The 21664-nt window shown below is 54.0% G+C and carries 21 protein-coding genes; 12 read left to right on the top strand and 9 right to left on the bottom strand.

Translation table 11 applies throughout. From position 1 onward, the window contains the following. Positions 1–448: 448 nt before the first annotated feature. Positions 449–997, bottom strand: a complete 549-nt coding sequence (locus BCF46_RS08460; RefSeq protein WP_121023319.1) for a winged helix-turn-helix transcriptional regulator — start codon at positions 995–997, stop codon at positions 449–451. A 39-nt stretch (positions 998–1036) separates the two neighbouring features. Between BCF46_RS08460 and BCF46_RS08465 the strand changes: the two genes are divergently transcribed. From BCF46_RS08465 to BCF46_RS08485, 5 genes are all read left to right on the top strand, one after another. After that, complete coding sequence (locus BCF46_RS08465) at positions 1037–1414, top strand: VOC family protein (RefSeq protein ID WP_121023320.1); 378 nt, start codon at positions 1037–1039, stop codon at positions 1412–1414. Positions 1415–1440: 26 nt separating this feature from the next. After that, on the top strand, positions 1441–1824 hold the full coding sequence (locus tag BCF46_RS08470; RefSeq protein WP_245989924.1) for a VOC family protein: 384 nt from the start codon (positions 1441–1443) through the stop codon (positions 1822–1824). 192 nt (positions 1825–2016) lie between these two features. Further along, a complete protein-coding gene (locus BCF46_RS08475; RefSeq protein WP_121023322.1) occupies positions 2017–2646 on the top strand; it encodes a LysE family translocator in 630 nt (209 codons plus the stop codon). A 263-nt stretch (positions 2647–2909) separates the two neighbouring features. Next, entirely contained in the window at positions 2910–2999 is a 90-nt protein-coding gene (locus tag BCF46_RS20165; protein WP_342768427.1) for a GNAT family N-acetyltransferase, read from the top strand. Positions 3000–3232: 233 nt separating this feature from the next. Next, the gene (locus BCF46_RS08485; RefSeq protein ID WP_121023323.1) at positions 3233–3721 is read left to right on the top strand and encodes a GNAT family N-acetyltransferase; all 489 of its coding nucleotides are present in this window, start codon (positions 3233–3235) and stop codon (positions 3719–3721) included. Between the two features lie 334 nt (positions 3722–4055). Here the strand turns inward: BCF46_RS08485 and nagA are convergent, their stop codons facing one another. The 4 genes from nagA to BCF46_RS08505 are packed head-to-tail and all read right to left on the bottom strand — an operon-like array spanning position 4056 to position 7906. Beyond that, positions 4056–5216, bottom strand: a complete 1161-nt coding sequence (gene nagA / locus BCF46_RS08490) for an N-acetylglucosamine-6-phosphate deacetylase (protein ID WP_121023324.1) — start codon at positions 5214–5216, stop codon at positions 4056–4058. Then, a complete protein-coding gene (locus BCF46_RS08495) occupies positions 5213–6244 on the bottom strand; it encodes an SIS domain-containing protein (RefSeq protein ID WP_170157899.1) in 1032 nt (343 codons plus the stop codon). Before BCF46_RS08495 ends, nagA begins: the two co-directional genes overlap by 4 nt. Positions 6245–6254: 10 nt before the next feature. Continuing rightward, a complete protein-coding gene (locus tag BCF46_RS08500; protein ID WP_121023325.1) occupies positions 6255–7013 on the bottom strand; it encodes a GntR family transcriptional regulator in 759 nt (252 codons plus the stop codon). Beyond that, the gene (locus tag BCF46_RS08505; protein ID WP_121023326.1) at positions 7013–7906 is read right to left on the bottom strand and encodes a glucosamine kinase nucleotide-binding domain-containing protein; all 894 of its coding nucleotides are present in this window, start codon (positions 7904–7906) and stop codon (positions 7013–7015) included. Before BCF46_RS08505 ends, BCF46_RS08500 begins: the two co-directional genes overlap by 1 nt. Before the next feature lie 152 nt (positions 7907–8058). On the opposite strand from BCF46_RS08505, the gene BCF46_RS08510 reads away from it, so the two are divergent. The 6 genes from BCF46_RS08510 to BCF46_RS08535 all read left to right on the top strand — a co-directional run bounded on the left by BCF46_RS08510 (position 8059) and on the right by BCF46_RS08535 (position 14113). After that, entirely contained in the window at positions 8059–8952 is an 894-nt protein-coding gene (locus BCF46_RS08510; RefSeq protein WP_121023327.1) for an N-acetylmuramic acid 6-phosphate etherase, read from the top strand. 22 nt (positions 8953–8974) lie between these two features. Further along, the gene (locus tag BCF46_RS08515; protein WP_121023328.1) at positions 8975–10228 is read left to right on the top strand and encodes an ABC transporter substrate-binding protein; all 1254 of its coding nucleotides are present in this window, start codon (positions 8975–8977) and stop codon (positions 10226–10228) included. 82 nt (positions 10229–10310) lie between these two features. Then, the gene (locus BCF46_RS08520) at positions 10311–11237 is read left to right on the top strand and encodes a carbohydrate ABC transporter permease (RefSeq protein ID WP_121023329.1); all 927 of its coding nucleotides are present in this window, start codon (positions 10311–10313) and stop codon (positions 11235–11237) included. A 10-nt stretch (positions 11238–11247) separates the two neighbouring features. Beyond that, positions 11248–12087 carry a carbohydrate ABC transporter permease gene (locus BCF46_RS08525; protein ID WP_121023330.1) on the top strand — a complete coding sequence of 280 codons (840 nt, stop codon included), beginning with the start codon at positions 11248–11250 and terminating at the stop codon, positions 12085–12087. Then, entirely contained in the window at positions 12084–13109 is a 1026-nt protein-coding gene (locus tag BCF46_RS08530; RefSeq protein ID WP_121023331.1) for a Gfo/Idh/MocA family protein, read from the top strand. The genes BCF46_RS08525 and BCF46_RS08530 overlap by 4 nt, the downstream gene beginning before the upstream one ends. Beyond that, positions 13106–14113, top strand: coding sequence for an ABC transporter ATP-binding protein (locus BCF46_RS08535; RefSeq protein ID WP_121023332.1), 1008 nt, complete (start codon positions 13106–13108; stop codon positions 14111–14113). Before BCF46_RS08530 ends, BCF46_RS08535 begins: the two co-directional genes overlap by 4 nt. Positions 14114–14620: 507 nt before the next feature. Here BCF46_RS08535 and BCF46_RS08540 read toward each other — a convergent pair. The 3 genes from BCF46_RS08540 to BCF46_RS08550 are packed head-to-tail and all read right to left on the bottom strand — an operon-like array spanning position 14621 to position 18821. After that, on the bottom strand, positions 14621–16456 hold the full coding sequence (locus BCF46_RS08540) for an ABC transporter permease (RefSeq protein ID WP_121023333.1): 1836 nt from the start codon (positions 16454–16456) through the stop codon (positions 14621–14623). Between the two features lie 4 nt (positions 16457–16460). Continuing rightward, positions 16461–17552, bottom strand: a complete 1092-nt coding sequence (locus tag BCF46_RS08545) for an ABC transporter ATP-binding protein (protein ID WP_121023334.1) — start codon at positions 17550–17552, stop codon at positions 16461–16463. 15 nt (positions 17553–17567) lie between these two features. Beyond that, on the bottom strand, positions 17568–18821 hold the full coding sequence (locus tag BCF46_RS08550; protein ID WP_121023335.1) for an ABC transporter substrate-binding protein: 1254 nt from the start codon (positions 18819–18821) through the stop codon (positions 17568–17570). Between the two features lie 257 nt (positions 18822–19078). Here BCF46_RS08550 and BCF46_RS08555 point away from each other — a divergent pair, with 257 nt between their 5' ends. Then, positions 19079–19918 (top strand): TIGR01459 family HAD-type hydrolase, encoded by an 840-nt coding sequence (locus BCF46_RS08555; RefSeq protein ID WP_121023336.1) that lies wholly within the window; start codon positions 19079–19081, stop codon positions 19916–19918. 475 nt (positions 19919–20393) lie between these two features. Here BCF46_RS08555 and BCF46_RS08560 read toward each other — a convergent pair whose 3' ends face one another. Continuing rightward, positions 20394–21389, bottom strand: coding sequence for a sterol desaturase family protein (locus tag BCF46_RS08560; RefSeq protein ID WP_121023337.1), 996 nt, complete (start codon positions 21387–21389; stop codon positions 20394–20396). Positions 21390–21664 lie beyond the last annotated feature (275 nt).

Consider the following 21664-nt stretch of genomic DNA (forward strand, 5'->3'; position numbering starts at 1 on the left):
CGAAGCCTGACGTTGACCTTAGTCAATAGGGGCGATCAGTGCGGAAGTCGCCCATATCGCCGGAACGCTTGAACGGACATTCGTTCGGCTGAGTTAAATGTTGACTAGGTCCCGATTGTGTTGAAAAACTCCGAAATTCGGATGTCCTAATTTTCCGGCAAAAGCCCGTTATACTAGGAAGTCAAATGAGAACGTTCCTGAGGCGAAGAGAGTTGGCAATTGAGCGGCCAGAGGTCAATTTGGCCGAGCCTCTCGCCACCAAAAACTCATCGGCCTGTACAGCGAAAAAGCCCGGCAGTAAGTACCAAAAGCGGTGTTTTACAACACAATCTCCGCATCGCAGTAGCCCAATAAACGTAAGTCCAACGTCAGCTTCAACGAGAAATCGGTCAAATCCCAACGTTTGTCCACCGCGCTATGAACCGTTTCGGAATGCTTCAACACCAAATCAATGTCGAGCGAGCCGAACCTCAGCCCCCGTGATCTGGCTAATAACTCCCCCTGTGTTGACTGCGCTGTAGATTGATCTCGGCGGACGGGCGGTATTGGTAACGCTCCTATGCACCCAGCTTCGCTCTTCCATAGATTTCAGAGTCTGCGACAAAGCACGATCCGTAATCGTTAACAGGTTTCGCCTGATCTCGTTAAAATGGCGCGGCGTTTGAAGCGTTGTCAAAACTGGCAATGTCCATGAACGACGCAGCAAGTCCTGATCTTCGTCTCCAGAAACACTTTGAACTTTATAAGCGATTGCGGCGGCCGTTACGCCACTTGGCGTCAGACGAAACTCTGGCCGCAGCGGATGGCCGTGGCCGGGGTTCCGTTCCAGAAGCCCACTCTCAATAAGGTGTTCCATGCTTTGGCCGAAGGCTGATCTGCTGGCACCTGTTGCAGTCAGCAGCGCCGCCTGTCGCCCAGCAACACCTTCATGCAGGTTCGATAGAATGGAAAGTGCCCAAGCGCGAGAAGTGATGTTGACAAGAAAATCAATGTCCATAAAGTATAGTTACTATATTTTTTAACCAAAAGGAAGCCCATGCCACTCGTTTCAATAGAAAACACCATTACTATCGCTTTGTCAGTGACGGATCGATACAAAAGCGCCAAGTGGTATGAAAACATGCTGGGGTTTCAGACAAATTTTCATTCGGATGAGGCAGGCTGGTCTGAACTCCAGACCAAAACAACTGGGGTCACTATCGGTCTTGGTGAGCATACCAAACCTGCCCCCGGCAACTGCGTGCCAGTTTTCGGAATTGCTGACTTAGATACCGCGCGTCAAAAACTGGAGCATGCCAAAGTTAAGTTTGATGGTGAAACAGATGTCGTAGAGGGCATGGTAAAGACCGCGACCTTCTATGATCCTGATGGCAACGCGCTCATGCTTGCAGAAGATCTGACGGGTGGTATCTAACGATGAGATGGCTAACAAAAACCTCAATGGCACTTCTTGCGTCCACTAGTTTTGCCTCGGCAGAGCCGTTCGGCGAAGTCACAGTCGGTGTCCCCGTCTCATCGATCGCAGAAGCGGAGACATGGTATCTCAACTTTCTAGGTGCAGAAACCGAAATAATGCGGCCCTTTCCCGGCGTTGTTGAATTCAAAGTTGCGCCCGACACCTGGGTTCAACTCTTTGAAGTCGAAAACCAACAACCGTCCGGGGCCATCATCAGATTCTTGGTGGAAGATATGGCAGATGCGCAGCGCGAGCGTGCTGAACTTGGCATCAATACCGGGGACGCAATCGATATTCCCGGTGTTGTGACATACTCCGAATTCGCCGACCCCTTTGGCAATGCACTCGGACTATATGACCTGCCATAGATAGTGCCGAAAACGACCTATACTGGTGAGCAGCTCGACCTACCAAGTGTTGGATTTGGTCAGGAGGCATCACAATGTGGAAGCAAATCAAGGAAATATGGGTGGATGTCATCCTGATGTTGGCCCTTCAAGAACCAAGCTGAAAGCGTGTACCGAACAGGCTGGATAAGAAACGAAAGGAGCTAAACACGTATGTCAAATGACTTGATCACGATCGCGACGGTCGCGGTTCTCTATGCAGCGGTTGTGGTGAGCCCCGGTCCGAATTTCACGCTCATATCGAGGCTCGCGATTTCAGGCGCACCTCGAACTGCGCATGGAGCGACACTGGGGCTTGCTTTGGCGGCAACGCTATACGCTGTTCTCAGCATGACGGGTCTTGCGGTGGTCTTGTCACATATTGGTTGGCTTGGCAGCTTTGTTCAAGTCGCGGGTGGGTTGTTTTTGATTTATCTCGGACTTCAGAGCTGGCTTCGGCCCAACGCGTCCAAATCGAAAAGCCCGACGGTGTTGTCAGACGACGCTTTCGAACGTGGTCTCAGATTAGGACTTCTGATCAATCTTTCCAACCCTAAGGCGATAACCTTCTTTGTCAGCCTCTATGCGGTCGCGATACCATCCGAGACAGGACTTGGCGCCAAGTCCGCCATTCTCTTTATAGGATTCGGGATGGAGGTCTTATGGTACACGATCGTTGTCGCGATACTGTCTACTGGTCCTGCCCGTGCGATTTACAACCGATTTGGCGTTTGGTTCGAACGCACGCTTGGAACAATTTTGGTAGTATTTGGCATTCGAATGATTATGGAGCGCCAGCCATGACCATTCGCAACGCGACCCCATCAGACGCGTCAAGCATGGCAGCAATCTCAATGGAAGTTTGGATCGGGACCTATCTCAAAAGAGGCGTGAGCGCGCTCTTTGCCGAGTATGCGTTAAAGACTTTCACCTTTGAAAGACGAGCGTCCTGATATCCGACCCATACCAGTTCATTTTGGTTTCTGAAAACGCAGAAGGAATTGATGGCTTTTTACGTGTAACGCCGAGAAGCCCCGCCCCCCGTTGAAGGCTGTTCAGACACGGAAATTGCAACTTTCTATGTCCAACCGTGCCACCACGGACAAGGAATAGGCAAACGACTTCTGAACACTACGCTTAAACACTGTCACAAGTAGGGCGTTAGTTCTGTCTGGCTGGCGACAAATGCCGAAAACTCTCCAGCAATAGCCTTTTACATATCTCAAGGCCTCAAGCATGTCGGGGAAACAGAATTTCGAATTCAAGATCAAGGATACCTCAACAATGTCTATTCTTACGGATTGTCCGCCTCTGGTCGATAACATCTTTCAGATATCTGCGGCAGATAAGAACTCTCGGTACGCGGACGATACCAGGACTGGGGTTACAAGTGTCTGACATTGAAAATACGTTAAGCAGCTCGCAAGCGGGAACGGCAACTGCAAGCAAGGAAGTCCCCCAGATTTCCATACGCGGGGCCGACATCAGCGACGCCACGACAGTTGCCCCATTTGTCCATGCTCTCGTGGACGAATTGTCTGGTGGTGAGACAGCTACAATGGAGGAAGTCTTTGAGATAACATCGCGCGTCGTTTCAGACGCTGGTGTTATCGCGTTGATCGCCTTTGCGGATCACCAACCTGTCGGAGCGATGACCCTCAACGAATGCACAGCAATCTATGCAGGCGGCAAACTCGGGGAAATTTCAGAGCTATATGTCGACCCAAACCACCGATCGCACGGAATTGCCAAGCAACTGTTGGGCAGCGCTCAATCGGAGGCCAAACCGCATTCGTCAAATGTTATTTGCTTTGGATCTTCAGGCTTTGTCGGATCCAGCAGTAGACAAGTTTCGGTGTCGCAGTCACGACTATCCTAGGTTGCTCGCGCACAATCTGGGGCCAAAGGAAAGAAATCCCATTTTCCGCGAGTTACTCCTTCTCCGTCCTTATGCGGTGAGTTGGGGTAGCCTAAAAACTAATGTCGGCTTCGCCGCGGGCGCGTCATCAAGTGTTTCTGCGAAAGAAAAGGCGGCTTCGAGCCCACTTCGACCAATACTGCGCTGAACACAAAAGTCGGCTTAGGGTGACAAAGAGGCCGTTGCGTGTCGTAGTCGAATTCGTTTTCCAGCTTGCTCTACAATCGTAAGTCGTTTTGACCAATTCTTTCCCGCATTGGCTCACACCCTAGCAACTGCGAATCCGCAAGCTATTTCAAATTGCGTGCAAAGTATCCATCGCGCGAAGAGCATTCGGATTTGAGAATCCGTTGTCAAAGTATAACACTGATCGAGATGAACCACTTAGACATCCCATGTCGTTACCCTCGCGGAGCAGGTTGGCAGGTGTTGATGTCGCGCGGGCGACTGCCTTCGACACGTCGTCCCCCGCATTGTTAATCATGATCGAGAGTGCGCGTGGTATTTCCAAATCGGCTCCTGCGAGCGTGCCATCGGCCAAGGTCAAGCGATGATCCTTCCTGAATGCCTCGCGACCATTGATCAAAAAACTATTGATCTGGGAACCGGCCGTAGCCATAGCGTCCGTGACGAGGAAAATCCTGTCGGACTGTGGTTTTGAAGCTAAGGCAATGCGGATGGCAGCTGGGTGGACGTGAATGCCGTCTGCGATAAGCCCCGCGTAGATGTCGCCACGTTCAAGTGTCGCGCCGACCAAGCCGGGCTCGCGGTTTCCCAATTGGCTCATGGCGTTGAATAAATGCGTCACGCACCGAGCGCCTGCATCAAATGCGGCGTGGCATGTGTCGCGGTCTGCGTCCGTATGGCCCAGCGAAACGATGATGCCCGCCTCAGCCATTGATCTGATCTGTGCCAGCGTCGTGTTCTCTGGCGCAACGGTTACCATGACATTTGGCAAGCGCTCTGCTGCATACAATATCAGCGATAAGTCCTCGTCAGCCATGGCGCGGATCAACTTTGGATCGTGCGCCCCTTTGCGCGCGACAGACAGGTGCGGACCTTCCAGGTGGATGCCCACGATGCCGCTGATCCTCTCCGCAATTGCCTGCTCGACCGCATCAATCGCGGCTCGTGTGCGGTCAGGCGTGTCAGTGATCAATGTGGGTAGCAAAGCTTGTGTCCCGGTCGTCGCATGGGCGCCGGCAATGGTGCGCAGGGCGTCCACAGATTGATCGTCGTTGAACATGACGCCACCACCGCCATTGACCTGCAAATCGACAAATCCGGGGGTGATCACGCCCCCGTTCAGTTTTTGCGTCGGGCAGCCTGACGGAAGACTGTCAATCGCCTGAACGCTAAAGCGGCCGTCACCGTCGACCACAAGCGCATGATTTTCATGGAGCACTTGCCCGTCATGAATCTGCGCTCCGACATAGGCTTTGGTCATGTCGCTCATACCGTTTCGGTCACTTTCTTGAGATGCCGAGGCGCGTCCGGGTTAATGCCGCGCGATGCGGCTGTGCGCTCGACCATGGCGTAGAAGCTTGCGATGAGCGAGATCGGATCGGTCAGCGCATGACCCGTCCGCGTCACGGGCAACGCATTAGCTTGCCGCACTTTGTCGCTCGTCGCAAAAACCGTAGCCCCTTTTGCGGCGATCTCGTCTGCAACACTGGCCAATGCATCTTCAGCCTCATCACCTGACGCAAGGGCGATGACAGGAAAGCCGCTGTCCACAATGGAGACAGGGCCGTGCAGCACTTCTGCGGAAGAGTAGGATTCAGCGTGGATTTGACAGGTCTCTTTGAATTTCAGCGCGGCTTCATTCGATATGGCATAGGCTGGACCTCGGCCCAGACAGAAAATCGAATTGCGCGACCCGAGTGCGGCGCGGGCGTCCGGCCAGTCAATATTGACCGCCTCTTCCAGCTTGCTGGGCAGATCATGGATGGCGGCCCGCAATGCCTCGTCTTCCGCCCATTCCGCCAGAAGCCAAATGCCGGATACTGTTGAGTTCACGAATGTTTTTGTCGCGGCGACACTGAGTTCTTCGCCAGCGTGCAAATTCAGCGTGTGATCCGCCACCTGCGCCAAGGGGCTATCTGGGTGGTTTGTCATCGCAATCGACAATGCGCCGCCATTTCGCGCCATCCGTGCCATTTCAACGATGTCGGGGCTTTTGCCGGATTGAGACACCGACAGGCAGACGCTGCCATCCAGATTGAGTTTGCGGCCATAGATCGACGCAATAGATGGCCCGATTGACGCAATAGGTGTCCCGGTCAGCAGCTCGGACGCGTATTTAAGATAGGTGGCGACATGATCCGACGAGCCGCGCGCGACGGTCACCATGTAGCTGGGAGTACGGGCGCGCATTGCATCGGCGGCACGGCGGATGTCGTCGCCACCTTTGTGCAGCAGGCGGTCCACAGCAACGGGTATTTCAAGCACCTCGCGGCGCATCTGTGTTTGAGATGTGATCATTTTGGCAGTCCTATTCTTTGGCAAGGCGCAGCTCGGCTACGAAGTTGTAGGCGTCTCCGCGATATATGGATTGTGTGAACTCGACCGTGCGTCCGTCGGCCAGATACGAGGTGCGTTCGATCCGCAGCCCGGCTTTTCCCGGCGCGACATCCAGCAATGCCGCATTGTCTTCTTCGAGATTGATTGCAGAGATTTTTTGCAAAGCCCGAACCGGTCTGAACCCAGCCTGTCCAAGGACTTCATACAACGACGTCTCAACCAGAAGCGGATTGGGCAGCATTTCGGTTGAAAGTGACGCGCGCTCGATGGCCATGGGCTTGCCATCCGCTGTTCTGAGCCGTGCGATGCGCGATACGGAATCGTCAGGTGACAGGGCAAGGGCAAGAACCTCGTCCGGCGACGGCATGTAAACACCGCGCTCAAGCCAGACACTTGTTGAGGACATACCCCGCCTGGACATGTCTTCGCTGAAAGATGTCAGGCGCGACAACGATTGTTCAATCTGTGGTGCGTGTGAGGCCACAAATGACCCAGACCCCTGCTTTTGGATGATGATCCCGTCCCTAGCGAGGGCCTGTATGGCCTTGCGTACAGTGACGCGGGACAACTCAGTTATTGACGCTATCTCACGCTCAGGCGGCAACGGGCTCCCCGCTTTCAGAAGCCCTTGATCAACGCCCTCTGTTAGCCTTTCGCGCAATTGGACATAACGCGGCCCACCATCAGATTGCAGCCACTTATCTGGCGTCAAGAAGGCGGCTATTGTCATCAGTTGCTCTCCAGCTGGTTGACCAAATTTGATCTGGCAAGTTGAAACGCGCCGTCGAGCGCGCTGCCGCGTGACTCAATGCGACCTGACAGAAACTCTGCTGCTAGATAGTCCGCGTAATGTGGCCCAACGCCGCCAGACAGACAGAGCGTATCACCGGGCAGAAATCCAAGTCTTGTGAGGCAGCGCATCAGATGATCCGCGCCCTTTTTCATTATGGATTGCCCCCACGGGTCCAACGCCTGCGCACCTGCAATAATTTCGGGCGCTAGAGTGCCGAAGTCGCCGGGCTTGGCCGCCATGCTGAAGGCGACAATGGCGTTGGGATCATCGTCAAATTTCGAAAGTAGCGCGCGTGTAAGACGGGTATGATCAGTAAGGCCGTCATGGCACAGCATGACCTGCTCTAAGGCCGCGCGACCGAGCCATGCGCCTGACGCCTGATCCGCCACGGCGAACCCCCATCCGCCAACATAAGTGAAAGTGCCGGACGTGCTGGCGGCTGCTATTGTTCCGGTTCCAACAGATAGCAGGTAGCCATCTTGGCCGCCCAATGCGCCGGTTACCGCGGTAGGTCGGTCATCGGTCACAGTCATCGACCCGTAGGGCAAGCCAGACACGACTTGCGCGTTTTCTATTGGTCCCAACACTCCTGCAACACCGATATGCGCCGCGGCTTTGCTCAATTCAGCCCGCGGAATGCCGGCGCGCTCTGCGGCAGCCTCAACTGTGGACGTGATGTTTTTGATCGAAAGCGCAAAATCAGAAGCCACGTTGGCGCGCCCGCCTTCAGCCCGCGCAAGCACACCGTCATTAGGCGTTCCAATGGCTGCGCGGCATCCTGTGCCGCCGCCATCCACGCCGATAATGAGTGTGCGCCCTGAATCAGTCATACGATACCTTTATAATACCTATTTTATGAAAGATAGACCAAATAGCACTATTAGTGGTTATTGGCATTATTTTTTCGGCCAAATTATGGCGATTAAAGAAAATGGTAGACAATAGGTATTTAAAAGGTATTAGTTTAGACAGGGAGAATCTGATGCTGCTGCCAACGACAGAAAAAATATCAGCAAGACAGCCTATCGATGAGCTTTCATCGGTCGATGCGGTGTTTGCGTTGCTGGAAGGCCAGCAGGCTGCGATCAGTTCGATTCACGCGGCGGCGGCGGATATTGATCGGGGTGCAGAAGTTATGGCGTCGGCGATACGCTCCGGGTGCTGCCTGACATATGCAGCGGCTGGCAGTTCGGGGTTGATGGCATTGGCGGACGCCTGCGAGCTGTCAGGAACATTTGGTATTCCAGCCCGCGCGGTGCGCATCCATATGGCAGGCGGGGTGCCTGCCGACGGGTACATGCCGGGCGACACAGAAGACGACGCTGGGTCGGCAGAAATCGCAGTCCGCGACGTGAAGTCTGGCGACGCCGTTATCGTGCTGAGCGCAAGCGGGACGACACCTTATGCTTTAGCCGTCGCAAAATTGGCAAAGGCCAAGGGCGGCACCGTCGTCGCTATCGCGAACAATCCCGCAACCCCGCTTCTAGAGACCGCAGACGTGTCCATCTGCCTTGAAACACCACCCGAAGTGATCGCAGGATCAACCCGGCTGGGCGCGGGAACAGCGCAAAAAGCCGCGCTCAACTTGATGTCATCGTTGATGGGTGTGAAGCTGGGTCATGTCTATCAGGGCATGATGGTCAATGTAGTGGCCGACAATGCCAAGTTGGTGAAGCGGGCGACGGGTATCGTGTCTCATATCTCGGAAGTTTCGATGCAAGCCGCCGAAACGGCCTTGAATGCCGCAAGCGGCAATCCAAAAGTCGCCGTTTTGCTCGCCAAAGGCTGCTCTGCGTCGCAGGCGCAAGACTTGCTGGCTGCACATGACGGGCATCTTGGCCCTTGTTTGCAGTCACTTAAAACAAACCAAAACTAGATCGTTAAATAGGGAGAAGACCATGAAGAAGACCACACTAATCGGAGCCATGCTGGCCACGACGATGATCGCAGGCACAGCCTCGGCGCAGGACGTAACGCTGACCATTGAGAGCTGGCGCAACGACGACCTGGCAATCTGGCAGGATAAAATTATTCCTGCCTTTGAGGCCGCGCATGACGGCATCAAGCTGAAATTCACACCGTCCGCACCTGCGGAATACAACGCGGTGTTGAACTCGAAACTGGATGCGGGCTCTGCTGGTGACATCATCACGTGCCGCCCGTTTGACGCCTCGCAGGCCTTGTTTGAAGCGGGCCATTTGGCCGATATAAGCGACATCGAAGGCATGGCGAATTTCTCGCCCGTCTCGAAGTCTGGCTGGAGCACCGATGACGCGGCCACTCAGTACTGCGTGCCAATGGCCAGCGTGATCCACGGCTTCATCTACAACAAAGATGCGTTCGCCGAAGTCGGCGTCGAAGTTCCAAAGACCGAAGCCGAGTTCTTTGCGGTCTTGGACAAGATCAAAGAAGACGGCAATTACACCCCGATGGCGATGGGCACCAACGACCAGTGGGAAGCCGCCACAATGGGCTACAACAACATCGGTCCAAACTACTGGAAGGGTGAAGAGGGCCGTTTGGCGCTGATCGCAGGCGACCAGAAGCTGACCGATGAAGCATGGGTTGCCCCATATCGCCAGCTTGCCAAATGGGCGCCATATCTGGGCGATGGGTATGAGGCGCAAACTTACCCTGATAGCCAAAACATCTTCACCTTGGGCCGCGCGGCGATCTATCCGGCTGGTTCTTGGGAAGTCTCCGGCTTCAACGGGTTGGCCGATTTCGAGATGGGCGCGTTTTACCCACCTGTGCAAAACGCTGGCGACACTTGCTATATCTCGGACCACACCGACATCGGTATTGGCATGAACGCCGCCACGCCGAATGCAGAAGCCGCGAAAACCTTCCTGAACTGGGTTGGCTCGTCCGAATTCGCTACGATCTTTGCGAACGCGCTGCCGGGCTTCTTCCCGCTATCCTCCGCGCCAGTCACGCTTGAAGACCCGCTTGCGCAAGAGTTCATCTCTTGGCGGGGTGAATGCGAAAGCTCGATCCGGTCAACCTACCAGATCCTGTCGCGCGGCACACCGAACCTTGAGAACGACACATGGAACGCATCCGTGGCCGTGATCAAAGGCGAGGAAAGCCCGGAAGATGCAGGCAAGCGTCTGCAAGAAGGTCTTGCCAGCTGGTACGAACCACAGAAGTAACCAAACCTCCCAAAAACTCGAGTGGCGCCCTCTTAGGGCGACACTCCCCCTCATTCACCCCGTTTAGCGGTAGGATTTCCTGATGCCCGATCTCCAGACAAAACCAAAGTTCAGATGGTACATTGTCGTTTTTCTTGCACCTGCGGTGCTCGTTTACACAGCGGTAATGATTTACCCCTTGTTCAACACCTTGCGCCTGTCGTTGTTCACTGAGATCGGTCAAGAGCGTGTTTTCGTAGGCCTGCAAAACTTCCGCACCCTATTCGGGGACACCGTGTGGTCCACCCAGTTCTGGAACGCATTGGGCAACAATTTCTGGTTCTTTATCGTGCACATGCTGGTGCAAAACCCCATCGGCGTCGCGCTGGCCGCGATCCTGAGCCATCCAAAGCTGCGCTTTGCCAGCTTCTATCGGTCTGCAATTTTCATCCCGACGATCCTGAGCTTCGTCATCGTGGGTTTCGCGTGGAAACTGATCCTGTCGCCGATCTGGGGCATTGCGCCCGGGATGTTGGACGCGGTCGGCTTGAAATCCCTTTACGCGCCGTGGCTGGGCAAGGAAGCATACGCGCTGACCGCCCTCTCACTGGTATCAGTCTGGCAATTTGTCGGCATCCCGATGATGCTGATTTACGCCGCGCTTTTGTCTATCCCGGACGAAATTCTTGAGGCTGCCGAGGTTGAAGGCATCACTGGTTTCGCGGCGTTTTGGAAGATCAAACTGCCGCTGATCCTGCCATCTATTGGCATCATCTCGATCCTGACTTTCGTGGCGAACTTCAACGCGTTCGACCTGATCTATGCCGCGCAAGGGGCGCTGGCGGGCCCGGACTTCTCGACCGATATTCTGGGGACGTTCATGTACCGGACCTTCTTCGGCTTCCAATTGCAACTTGGCGATCCGCATATGGGCTCCACCATCGCGTCGGCCATGTTCGCCATCATCCTCGTCGGTGTGTGTCTGTACCTCTTTGGTATCCAGTCACGCATGCGCCGCTATCAGTTCTGAGGAGAAGGACATGAACTCTGCACGTCAAAACCCTTTCAGCACATACGCTGCCCACGGCGCGCTGATCCTCTACACCCTGATCGCGTTGTTTCCGGTTTTCGTGATCGTAATCAACAGCTTCAAGACCCGCAAAGCCATTTTCCGCGAGCCCTTGGCGATGCCCAATTCTGACAGCTTTTCGTTGATCGGATACGAGACTGTGCTCAAGCAGGGGGACTTCTTCCTCTACTTCCAGAACTCGATGATCGTCACCGTGGGGTCATTGTTTTTCATCTTGTTGTTCGGAGCAATGGCGGCCTTCGCGCTGGCTGAATACCGCTTCAAAGGCAACATGATCATGGGGCTGTATCTGGCCCTCGGCATCATGATCCCGATCCGGATCGGCACCGTCGCCATTCTGGAAATGATGGTGCAGACGGGTTTGGTGAACACCCTCTGGGCGCTGATCCTCGTCTATACGGCGCAGGGCCTGCCTCTGGCGGTGTTCATCCTGAGCGAGTTCATGCGGCAGGTCAGTGATGACCTGAAAAACGCGGGCCGCATTGACGGCTTGTCCGAGTACCGCATCTTCTTCCGTCTCGTCCTGCCACTTGTGCGGCCTGCAATGGCGACGGTTGCGGTGTTCAATATGATCCCAATCTGGAACGACCTTTGGTTCCCGCTGATCCTTGCCCCCGCCGAAGAGGTCAAAACCCTGACCCTTGGCAGCCAAGTGTTCATCGGTCAGTTCGTCACCGATTGGAACGCAGTCCTGTCTGCATTGTCGCTGGCGATCTTGCCGGTAATGGCGCTCTACGTCATCTTCTCGCGCCAACTGATCCGCGGCATCACCTCTGGTGCAGTCAAATGAGAGTTGTCATTGCAGGTCTTGGCAATATGGGGCGCAGCCATGCGCTTGCCTATCATGCCCATCCTGAGGCAGAGATCGTGGGGCTGGTAAACCGCTCCGACGTCGCTTTGCCCGCAGAGCTAGAAGGGTATCCGCGATTTGCGACCTTCGACGAAGGTTTGGCGCTCAAGCCCGACTTGGTTTGCATCGCGACTTATTCCGACAGCCACGCCGATTACGCCATTTCAGCGATGCAGGCAGGCGCGGATGTGTTCATTGAAAAGCCACTGGCAACCACCGTGGCAGACGCAGAACGCGTTGTTGCCACCGCCAAACGGCTGAACCGCAAGCTTGTCGTGGGCTACATCCTGCGCCACCACCCTAGCTGGCAACGCCTGATCTCTGAAGCGCGCGATTTGGGCGGGCCATATGTCTTCCGCATGAATCTCAACCAGCAATCGGATGGTCCGACTTGGGAGACCCATAAATCGCTGATGCAAACGACCAGCCCTATCGTCGATTGTGGCGTGCATTACGTGGATGTGATGTGCCAGATCACCGACGCCAAGCCTGTACGCGTCAGCGGCATGGGACTGCGCCTGTCAGACGAGATTGCACCGGAGATGTATAACTACGGCCAGCTACAGGTGTGGTTCGCGGATGGCTCGATCGGATGGTACGAAGCCGGATGGGGACCGATGATGTCCGAGACCGCGTTCTTCGTGAAAGACGTGGTGTCGCCCAACGGGGCCGTGTCTATCACCGACGGCAACAAGGGCGCATCTGACAACGTGGATGGCCATACCAAGGTTGGCGGCCTGCTTGTTCACCGCACCACCGGTGACGAACTGATCGAGCTGCCTGACGAGCCCGGTCACCAAGAGCTTTGCAATTCCGAGCAAGCGTTCATGATCGACGCGATTTCTCAAGACATAGACCTAACCCGGCACATGACCGATGCCGTGCAATCCTTGGGCATTTGCCTCGCCGCTGATGAAAGCATCCGCACTGGCCGCCCCGTTGAACTAGGAGTTACCCAATGACCGCCCTGAGCCTCACAAATGTCTGCAAATCCTTTGGGTCTGTAGAAGTCCTGAAAGACATCAATCTGACCGTAGAGGAAGGCGAATTCGTTGTATTTGTCGGGCCTTCGGGTTGTGGCAAATCCACCTTGCTGCGTGTGATCGCCGGGCTAGAGGACGCAACGGCGGGCACGGTGAACATCGGCGGGAATGTCGTCAACAATATCCCGCCCGCCAAACGCGGCATTGCGATGGTGTTTCAATCCTACGCGCTCTATCCGCACCTAAGCGTTCACGACAACATGGCGCTTGGCCTCAAGCAAGAGAAACAGCCGAAATCTGTGATCGAAGAGCGGGTTGGCAAGGCCGTCGAGATGCTCGATCTGAGCGCATATGTCGATCGTCGCCCGTCCGACCTGTCCGGCGGGCAACGCCAGCGAGTGGCCATTGGGCGCGCCATTGTGCGCGAGCCACAACTATTCCTGTTCGACGAGCCGTTGTCCAACCTCGACGCGGCGCTGCGGATGAACACCCGCATCGAAATCGCCGAGCTTCACCGCACGCTAAGTGCCTCGATGATCTACGTGACCCACGACCAGACAGAAGCCATGACACTTGCTGATAAGATCGTCGTTTTACGGGACGGGCGGGTGGAACAGGTTGGATCCCCGATGGAGCTGTACAACAACCCCGCCAACCAGTTTGTCGCAGGTTTCCTTGGGTCTCCCGCAATGAACTTCCTGAAGAAAGCCCCGCTTGCGATACCCGAAAATGGGGCGTTGGGTATTCGTCCAGAACATCTGCGACCAACAAAAGGTGGGCGGATCAAGGGGACGGTGACGCATGTTGAGCGCTTAGGTGGCGATACCAACCTGTTGGTGTCGACTGATGAGCAGGAAGCGCTGACAGTGCGCATATTCGGCCAGGATGGGACGCTTGTTGGAGAGAAAATCGAATTGGATTTCGATGACCATGCTGCCTTTGCCTTTGACGCAGAGCAGCATCGGGTGACCTTTGCCGCCTGAAGGACTCTGATGGCAACCCAATGGAGATCTCAAACGTTACCAGTATAGGCGCAAGATCTTGAGACCCTCGGTAGCTCAGCCATTTGAGCCGAAACACATAAGGCGGTGACATTTTGCCAGTAAACGATTGCACGACATTAGGTGGGCAAGTCGTTGTCAGGAATAGATACGCAAATAGATCGCAATTAATAATCGGACCGAGGTCTAGTTCGGGCTGGAAGCAGATTTTGTGAAAGCTATTCTGGGCGACAGCATTGTCCAGCAGATCCGACTTCGACACCACCCATTACCGAACCTGTCTGACGGAAAGGGGTAGATGACTGCTTAGAGTCCATACCATAAAATTTCTGCATTGCGGCGAATGGCGACTACTAAATACCATTGGCAAAGTTGGGGTGTGACTGGTCAACTAATGCGACCTATTCAATCTAAATGAAAAAGCACAAGCTCCACCATGACCTAGCCACGCGCCGCTACGGTATTTATTACCATATGATGATAACAAGTTTAAGTTGTGTTTAGTCGCCCTACGCCGGCGCTGCGTGACATCACACGAACAATGACGCTGATTATGATGATGATCAGTACCAGCATCAAAGTCACAGCGCTGGAATGCTGTGCCATGTCTTGTTCTTGGTAGCCAAATATTAGGCCTGTCAGAACCATGTTGCCCGGTGAAATCAGCAAAATAATCAACGATAGCTCCCGCATAGCCGTAATGAACGTCAACAACATCCCCGCAACAACCCCGCTCATGGATAAAGGAATGATGATGCGGAACATGCGCCTGAACCAACCAATTCCTTGAACCCGCGCGGCCTCTTCTAGCGATTGGTGAATCTGCAAAATTGCTGCAATTCCGGTGCGTGAGGTGAAGGGCAAGTTCTTGATCACCGTTATCAGGATCAAAATAGTGAATGTGCCATAAAGCGCCGGAACAGGGCCGATACTTGTGGAGAACATGCCGATATATATCGCGCCGAGTGCGATGGACGGGAAGATATACGGGGCGAATGCGATTGCTTCCAGCCATTGTGATAAGCGTTTTCCGCGCCCGCGAACCACTGCATAGCCAACCAATAGGCCCAACACACCGTTGAATAATGCTGCCGCAAACCCAAGCTTTATAGAATTGATCAAAGCGCCCATGATGCCTTTGTTGTGGATTACGCCGGGCTCGCCGTAGGCTAAATTCACATTGCCTTGCCCGACCCAAAAGTAGGTCGTCAGATTGGAAAGGCTGTAATCTCCGGGTATGAGTGTGAGCGATTCCCAAAGCAGCAAAATTAGCGGCAAGGCGACGGTCATGCACAGGAACAGAATCACAAATACGGTCGCAGGCCAGCGCAGTTTTCCAAGGTCGCTTTCGTGCTTGCGAAAGCCTTTGCCCGTCATGGTCACATAACTTTTGCGCACGCCTATAATGCGGCTATTGATCCAGATGAACGAGATTGCGAGAACGATCAATACCAGTGCCAACACAAACGCATCACCTTGGTTGCGCGCGTTGATGGAGGCATAGATTTGCGTCGAGAATGTAAAGAAGCGAACCGGAAGGCCTAGCAATGCAGGCGTTCCGAATGTCCCCAAAATGCGAATGAATGTCAGCACGATGGCCGATCCGATGGCCGGCATCAACAGTGGCATGGTGATCACGCGGATGCGCTTCCATTTGCCCATGCCGCTTGTCGCACCCGCTTCCTCAAGCTCGCTGTCGACCGTTGCCAAGGCTCCAGAGATCAGCAGATAGGCGTAGGCATAATAATGCAACGCCAGCGTGATCACGATCGGAAATAACCCGTAGGCCACCCAGTCAGGTGCTTGCGTTCCGGTCCAATAGGTCAGCAGCCCCTCGGACCCGCCAACACGGTCATTTTTGAACAGGCTTAGCCATGCAATTGCCATCACCCATGACGGCATCATATAGGGAAACACCAACATAGCACCGAAGACGCCTTTGAAATGGACATTGGTTCTGACCATCAACCACGCAAGGGAAAACCCAACTGTCAGCGCAATCACAGTGACGAAAAATCCCATCTTAAGACTGTTGACCAGCGGCTTGTAAAACAGCGCCGCAGAAATGGGCTGGTTAAAAACGCGATCCAGATGGAATAGCGTGAACTCGCCTACAACCCCGTCTGGATTGTAGGCAAGATCATAGCTCTGGAACGTAAAAGCATCTTTGATGATTTGCAGCAACGGCACCAATACGACGAAGCTTAGGAATCCAAGCGCCAGAAGCCCGATGATCAATTCCGGTCGGTTTTTCAGCCGGTAAGCTTGATACGAGATGTTTTGCAAAGACCAAAACGCCGGTTTACCGCTGTCTGCCATTGCCATGGAGTTAACCCACCTTGTTGCGCAGATTTTCCTGCGTGTCGGTGTCAAAGAAGCTTAAGGACTCGGGATCAAATTGCAGCCATAGCTCGGTGCCTGCAGGCAACGTCATGAACCCAGGCTGCATCAATGTGATTGGCGTATCGCCTACCTTGACCTCAACGATTGTATTGGCTCCCGTTGGTTGCAAAATCTCGGTCCGCGCTTTGAGCCAGCCGTCTTTTGCAGTCTCAGACACGTGCATCTTCTCAGGCCGAATGCCTGCGATCAAATCGCCGCCGTGCCGGGCAATGGCGTCAGGCAGAGGAATTGAGACGGCCCCGCAATCAAGCACCCCGTTGGCAATCGTACCATTGAACAGATTGATCCCCGGGTCACCAATGAACTCGGCGACAAAAATATTCGCGGGATGATGGTAGATGTCATAGGGCGAGCCCTCTTGCATAATTCGCCCGTCGTTCATGATGATCACGCGGTCCGACAGGGTTAACGCTTCGATCTGGTCATGGGTCACATAAACCGTTGTCGCCTCAAGATCACGGTGCAGCCGCTTGAGGCTTGCACGCATCTCTGTGCGCAATTTGGCATCAAGATTGGACAGCGGCTCGTCCATCAACAAAATCGACGGTCGCAAAGCAATCAATCGTGCCACCGCGACCCTTTGCTGCTGCCCGCCGGACAATTCAGAAGGGTAGCGTCCGGCGTAGCCCGTTAGCTGCACCATCTCCAACGCATTTTCCAACCGCCTTGCGATATCAGCTTTGGAGATATTTTGTTCCTTCAAAGCCAATGTAATATTCTTGGCCACAGTCATATGCGGCCACAATGCATAGCTTTGAAAAATCAACCCGAGGCGCCGCGCTTCGGGCGGGATAACCACGCCGTCTGCGCGCGAGAAAACCACGCGCTCCCCGAGTTGAATATTCCCTTGGTCCGGCTCCTCCAACCCTGCAATCATGCGCAGGGTTGTGGTTTTGCCGCAGCCGGATGGCCCAAGTATGGTCAGGAATTCACCCGGCTGAACTGTGAGGTCGAGGTTCTTGACCACGACCTCTTTGCCATAGGACTTTACGATCCCATCAAGACGTATTTGTCCCATCCATGCGCCTCAATTCTACTGGCTGGAGTGTATTAACCAGAAGTCACGCAAACGTGGGCCTTGTTCCCACATAAAGTCAGCAGACACGTTCCAGCCAACCATCTCGTCCCAAATCTCACCGCCCAGAGGCAGCGGTACATCATTCCGCGGGCTAACCGACCCGGCATCATGATACGGGGCCAAACCTTGGAGCAAATCGAAGCTTGCGCCCTCAATATAGGGCTTCTCCAGCTTGGTCTCTAGCGTGATGTCGGGGCTGCCCAACAGATAGGCGATCAACACTTTGGCCGCATTGGGGTTTGGTGCATTGGCTCCGATAGACATGAAATTCGGATAGACCATGCGCGATGCCGGATCGAGGTCAGAGATAATCGCGTTCACATTTCCTTTGTCATCATTGCGCGAAATATAGGTCATGCTCGTCATTGCTATCATCGCATCGTCTTGACCCTTTGCACCAGCGGCATCTGCCAATTTGGAGCCCGATTTGAAGATCACAACATCATTGGCCAACAAACGGCGCACGAATTCATATCCCGCATCTGGCACTCCGTCGCCCAACACAATGTCCTCGCCTGTCAGACGTTTGTAGGCTGCCGCCATCTCATCTGGGAACTGCACCAAAACGGCCAAACCCATAAGCGATGATCCTGATCCCATCGGGTCTTTGATCCCAACACGGCCTCGGAATTCTTCTTGGGTTAGCTCCCAAACATTGCTGATCGGTGCGCCTTCGGGATAGGTTTCTGTATTGTAGAAAAATACCATCGCCTCGTTCACGCGGATAAGCAGCGGGTCACGGTTTTCTTCGGGAATCTTGTCTTTAAAATGTGCCGGCACGTAGTTGAATATACGGTTATTGGCCAAAAGTTCATGGATAACTTGTCCGGAGTTTCCGGTGGTAACGACATCAGCAGTAAAGATACCCGCGTCTTGTTCGCGCACGGTTTTCTCGATGGTCTTAACTGAGCCCAGATCATACACTGTCAGCGTGATACCTGGGTAAAGTGCCTGAAAATGGTCCACGACTTTGGCGATCCGACCAGACGCGGTGTAGACGGAAACCTCTCCTTCTTCCTTCGCTGCCGCAACGATCTCGTCCCAGTTTTCTTCGCCCATCGCATGGGCCCCGAGAGCGTTCTCTTTGAGCCAGGCGTCAAGCTCTGCGGAAACCTCCTGAGCCGACGAAATAGAAGCCGTTGATGAAAGCAATGCCACCGTTGCCAAGCGTGTTAGCATTTGCAGGAAATATCGTTTCGTCAATTTCATCGTCATCCTCCCAGATGTATTTGTATCGCTCTAGTCTTAAATACTTCTTATTTTACAGGTCTATGAGGCTAAAGAGCCGAATGCGTTGTTGCAACAACAATTGCCTGTAGGCTATTGCGCCATAGTGTTTAAACTGTGCAATTGAACCAGACTTACCGTACGAAAAGTAAGTTTGACGCACGAGACGTCTATCGCGCAAGTTCCACTTGATGGGCAATGCTTAGGCCTTAAACGCAACAGCCGAGGTCTGACATCCCGTGACCCAATATCTAGATAAAATCTCAACGATTGCTTCAAACTACGATGCAATCGTTTTCGACCAATGGGGCGTTTTGCACGATGGTAGCGCGCCCTATGCGGGTGCGGTCGACTGTCTTGAACAGCTCGCGAACCGCAGCGTCCGTATGGCAGTGCTGTCCAATTCAGGCAAACGGAGTGCCCCCAATGCGGCTCGGATCGCAAACAAGGGGTTCGCCACCTCCTTATTTGAATTCGTAATGACCAGCGGCGAGGCGCTGTGGCGCGACATCGCAAACGCGTCAATTACCGAAGCTCGGTTCTTTCCCGTTGAGCGCGTCGCAGGCGACGCCGCGACGTGGGCTGATGGTTTAGATATCGAAATCGAAACTTCGGTGGAAACCGCTCAGGCTATTTTGCTAATGGGGTTGCCCGATGGTGATAGCGCAGATCAGTGGCAAGGCATTTTAGACCAAGCCTACGCAGCCGCGTTGCCAGTCTATTGCTCAAACCCTGATCTCAAAAGCCCGCGCGCAAACAGCCAGTTGGTGACCTCAGCCGGCACTTTGGCACATCAATATCACAAGCGTGGCGGCAAAGTTGTCTTTTATGGCAAGCCTCATCGCCGTATTTTTGACGAGTTAAGAGCAAAGCTTAATGCAGACCGGTTGTTGATGGTTGGGGACAGCTTGGAACATGACATCGCAGGCGGGCAAGCTGCTGGCTGGGATACGTTGCTCATCCAAGGCGGGCTTCATGCCGCTGAATTCAGTCACGGATCCCATGATGCTGTACTGGCCCGACTGGTTACGGAAAAAAACTGTGAGACACCCACTTACTCTATCGAGAAGTTGAAGTGAGAAAGGTCATTTCTACGTGATGCCAACCCGAATTCTCCCAGATTTGGACTGCCTGTATCAGAAGCTCGAAGGAAGTCAGTCGCAGTCTTCTAGGGCTGATCCTGACCCCTTTGAAGCGCTCATAAATTCTTTGATGCGTACTCGATAGTAGACGTTGATGCAGTTGCAGCGAAGTGACGCTTTGTCCCGCTTAGCCGCCACTCAAACATCCAATTTAGGGCGTAAATCGCTACTGCGGCGATGGTCTGCTTCGAGCCCAATGTGGGAATTTGCTTTTCTCGCTGCATGCGCTCGCAGCGAGGGAAATGCTGCGTCAGCGAAAGATTCGGTACTGCCGCGCAGCGGAAAAACCAGCCATTCGCGCAGAGTGGAGCGAGGATCAAAGGTTGAGCTGACAGACGGCTGGACTAAGCCGACTTAGGCCCACAGATCCAATATGCGCTAGATACTCTTGCGAAGCCAGGTAGCTTAACCCCTAGCGATGCATTTGCCGTTTACGATTTCGGGTGCGCTGCGTCGCCTCTTCCGAACCATCGTGATAGGTACCGAACCACTTATCCCAGGGCATTTCGGCATTGCCATAGTTGCACTCGTAATATCGGTGATGCAGTTGGTGAAAGAACGCACCAAGCAGCAGGGCTTGACGATCCCGCGTCCAGATCGCCTCGTATCCTGAATGCGACGAGGCAGCACCCAGCATCAGCCAATAACCCAGAAACAGCATATGTACCGGATGGCTTGGCAGGACGAAAACAATCAGGATCGCGCTGAGATATGCCAAGGCTTCGACGGGGTGCATCGACATGCCAGACCACGGGCCAGTATTGACGTTACGGTGATGCACTGAATGCACATGTTTGTAGATAGACGGCTGATGCAAGATGAGGTGCACACCATAAAAGTGAAAGCTCTGCCACAACGCAAGCAGAGGAAACAGCAGAACGAACCAGACGGGATGCGCGCTAAACGACAAGGTTCCGATCAATCCGCTGGCGTAGGACCAGCGCAGGAAACACTCCAAAACTGAAAGACTGGTGGCACCAAACGCCATTGAGTAATAGATGTTGTCCCAAGTCTGGTAGCCAAATGCGAACAATGCGTTCTTGCGTTTGAAATAGGGGCGTGGGTCGTATTTTAGTAATTTTCCCTGCCCGTCGATCCCGTAGAACCAGTGGTGTAGACCTCCGGCAACGATGCCCAGAAATAGCCAGTTTCGCAAAAATACCCATGCCACCCAGCCAAAACCGAGGCTTGCTTGCTCTTGCCCGACAGGTTGCAGCCAGAAGGCGACCAGAAACGCGAGCACCAGAAAGATCGAGCGATCCGAGAACTGCAGCCAATTCTGCCAAACCCATTTTGCCAAGGCGGCAGGTTTGGGCGGCCACAGCCAATAGGGTGCGTGCTTGACTGGCAGTTCTGGATGCCAGTGCCATTCACGGCTCATTGGTTCGGTGTCGGTCTTCTTCGTCATCTAGTCTTCACCTTGTTGGCATAGTGAAGACTATCCTGTCTGAATGTCAGTGCGTCTTATCCAAAAGCGACGTCCAGCACCCTGCAAACTGCCTTTCTCCTTGTTGGTGGGTAGGCGTCGAAGTCGAAGATGCCCTAAGCATTGCCGAGAAGATCGAGATCTGAATATTTGGCTAACGGCACTCTCAGCCGTTCGCCTTCCATAAGCAATCATGCGTCATCAGATGCCTGCGAGACGGCCCTTTGATTGCATTCAATTTTACGCAGCTTCTAAAA

Origin of the sequence: Litoreibacter meonggei, from assembly GCF_003663885.1 — a bacterium.
GTDB lineage: Bacteria > Pseudomonadota > Alphaproteobacteria > Rhodobacterales > Rhodobacteraceae > Litoreibacter > Litoreibacter meonggei.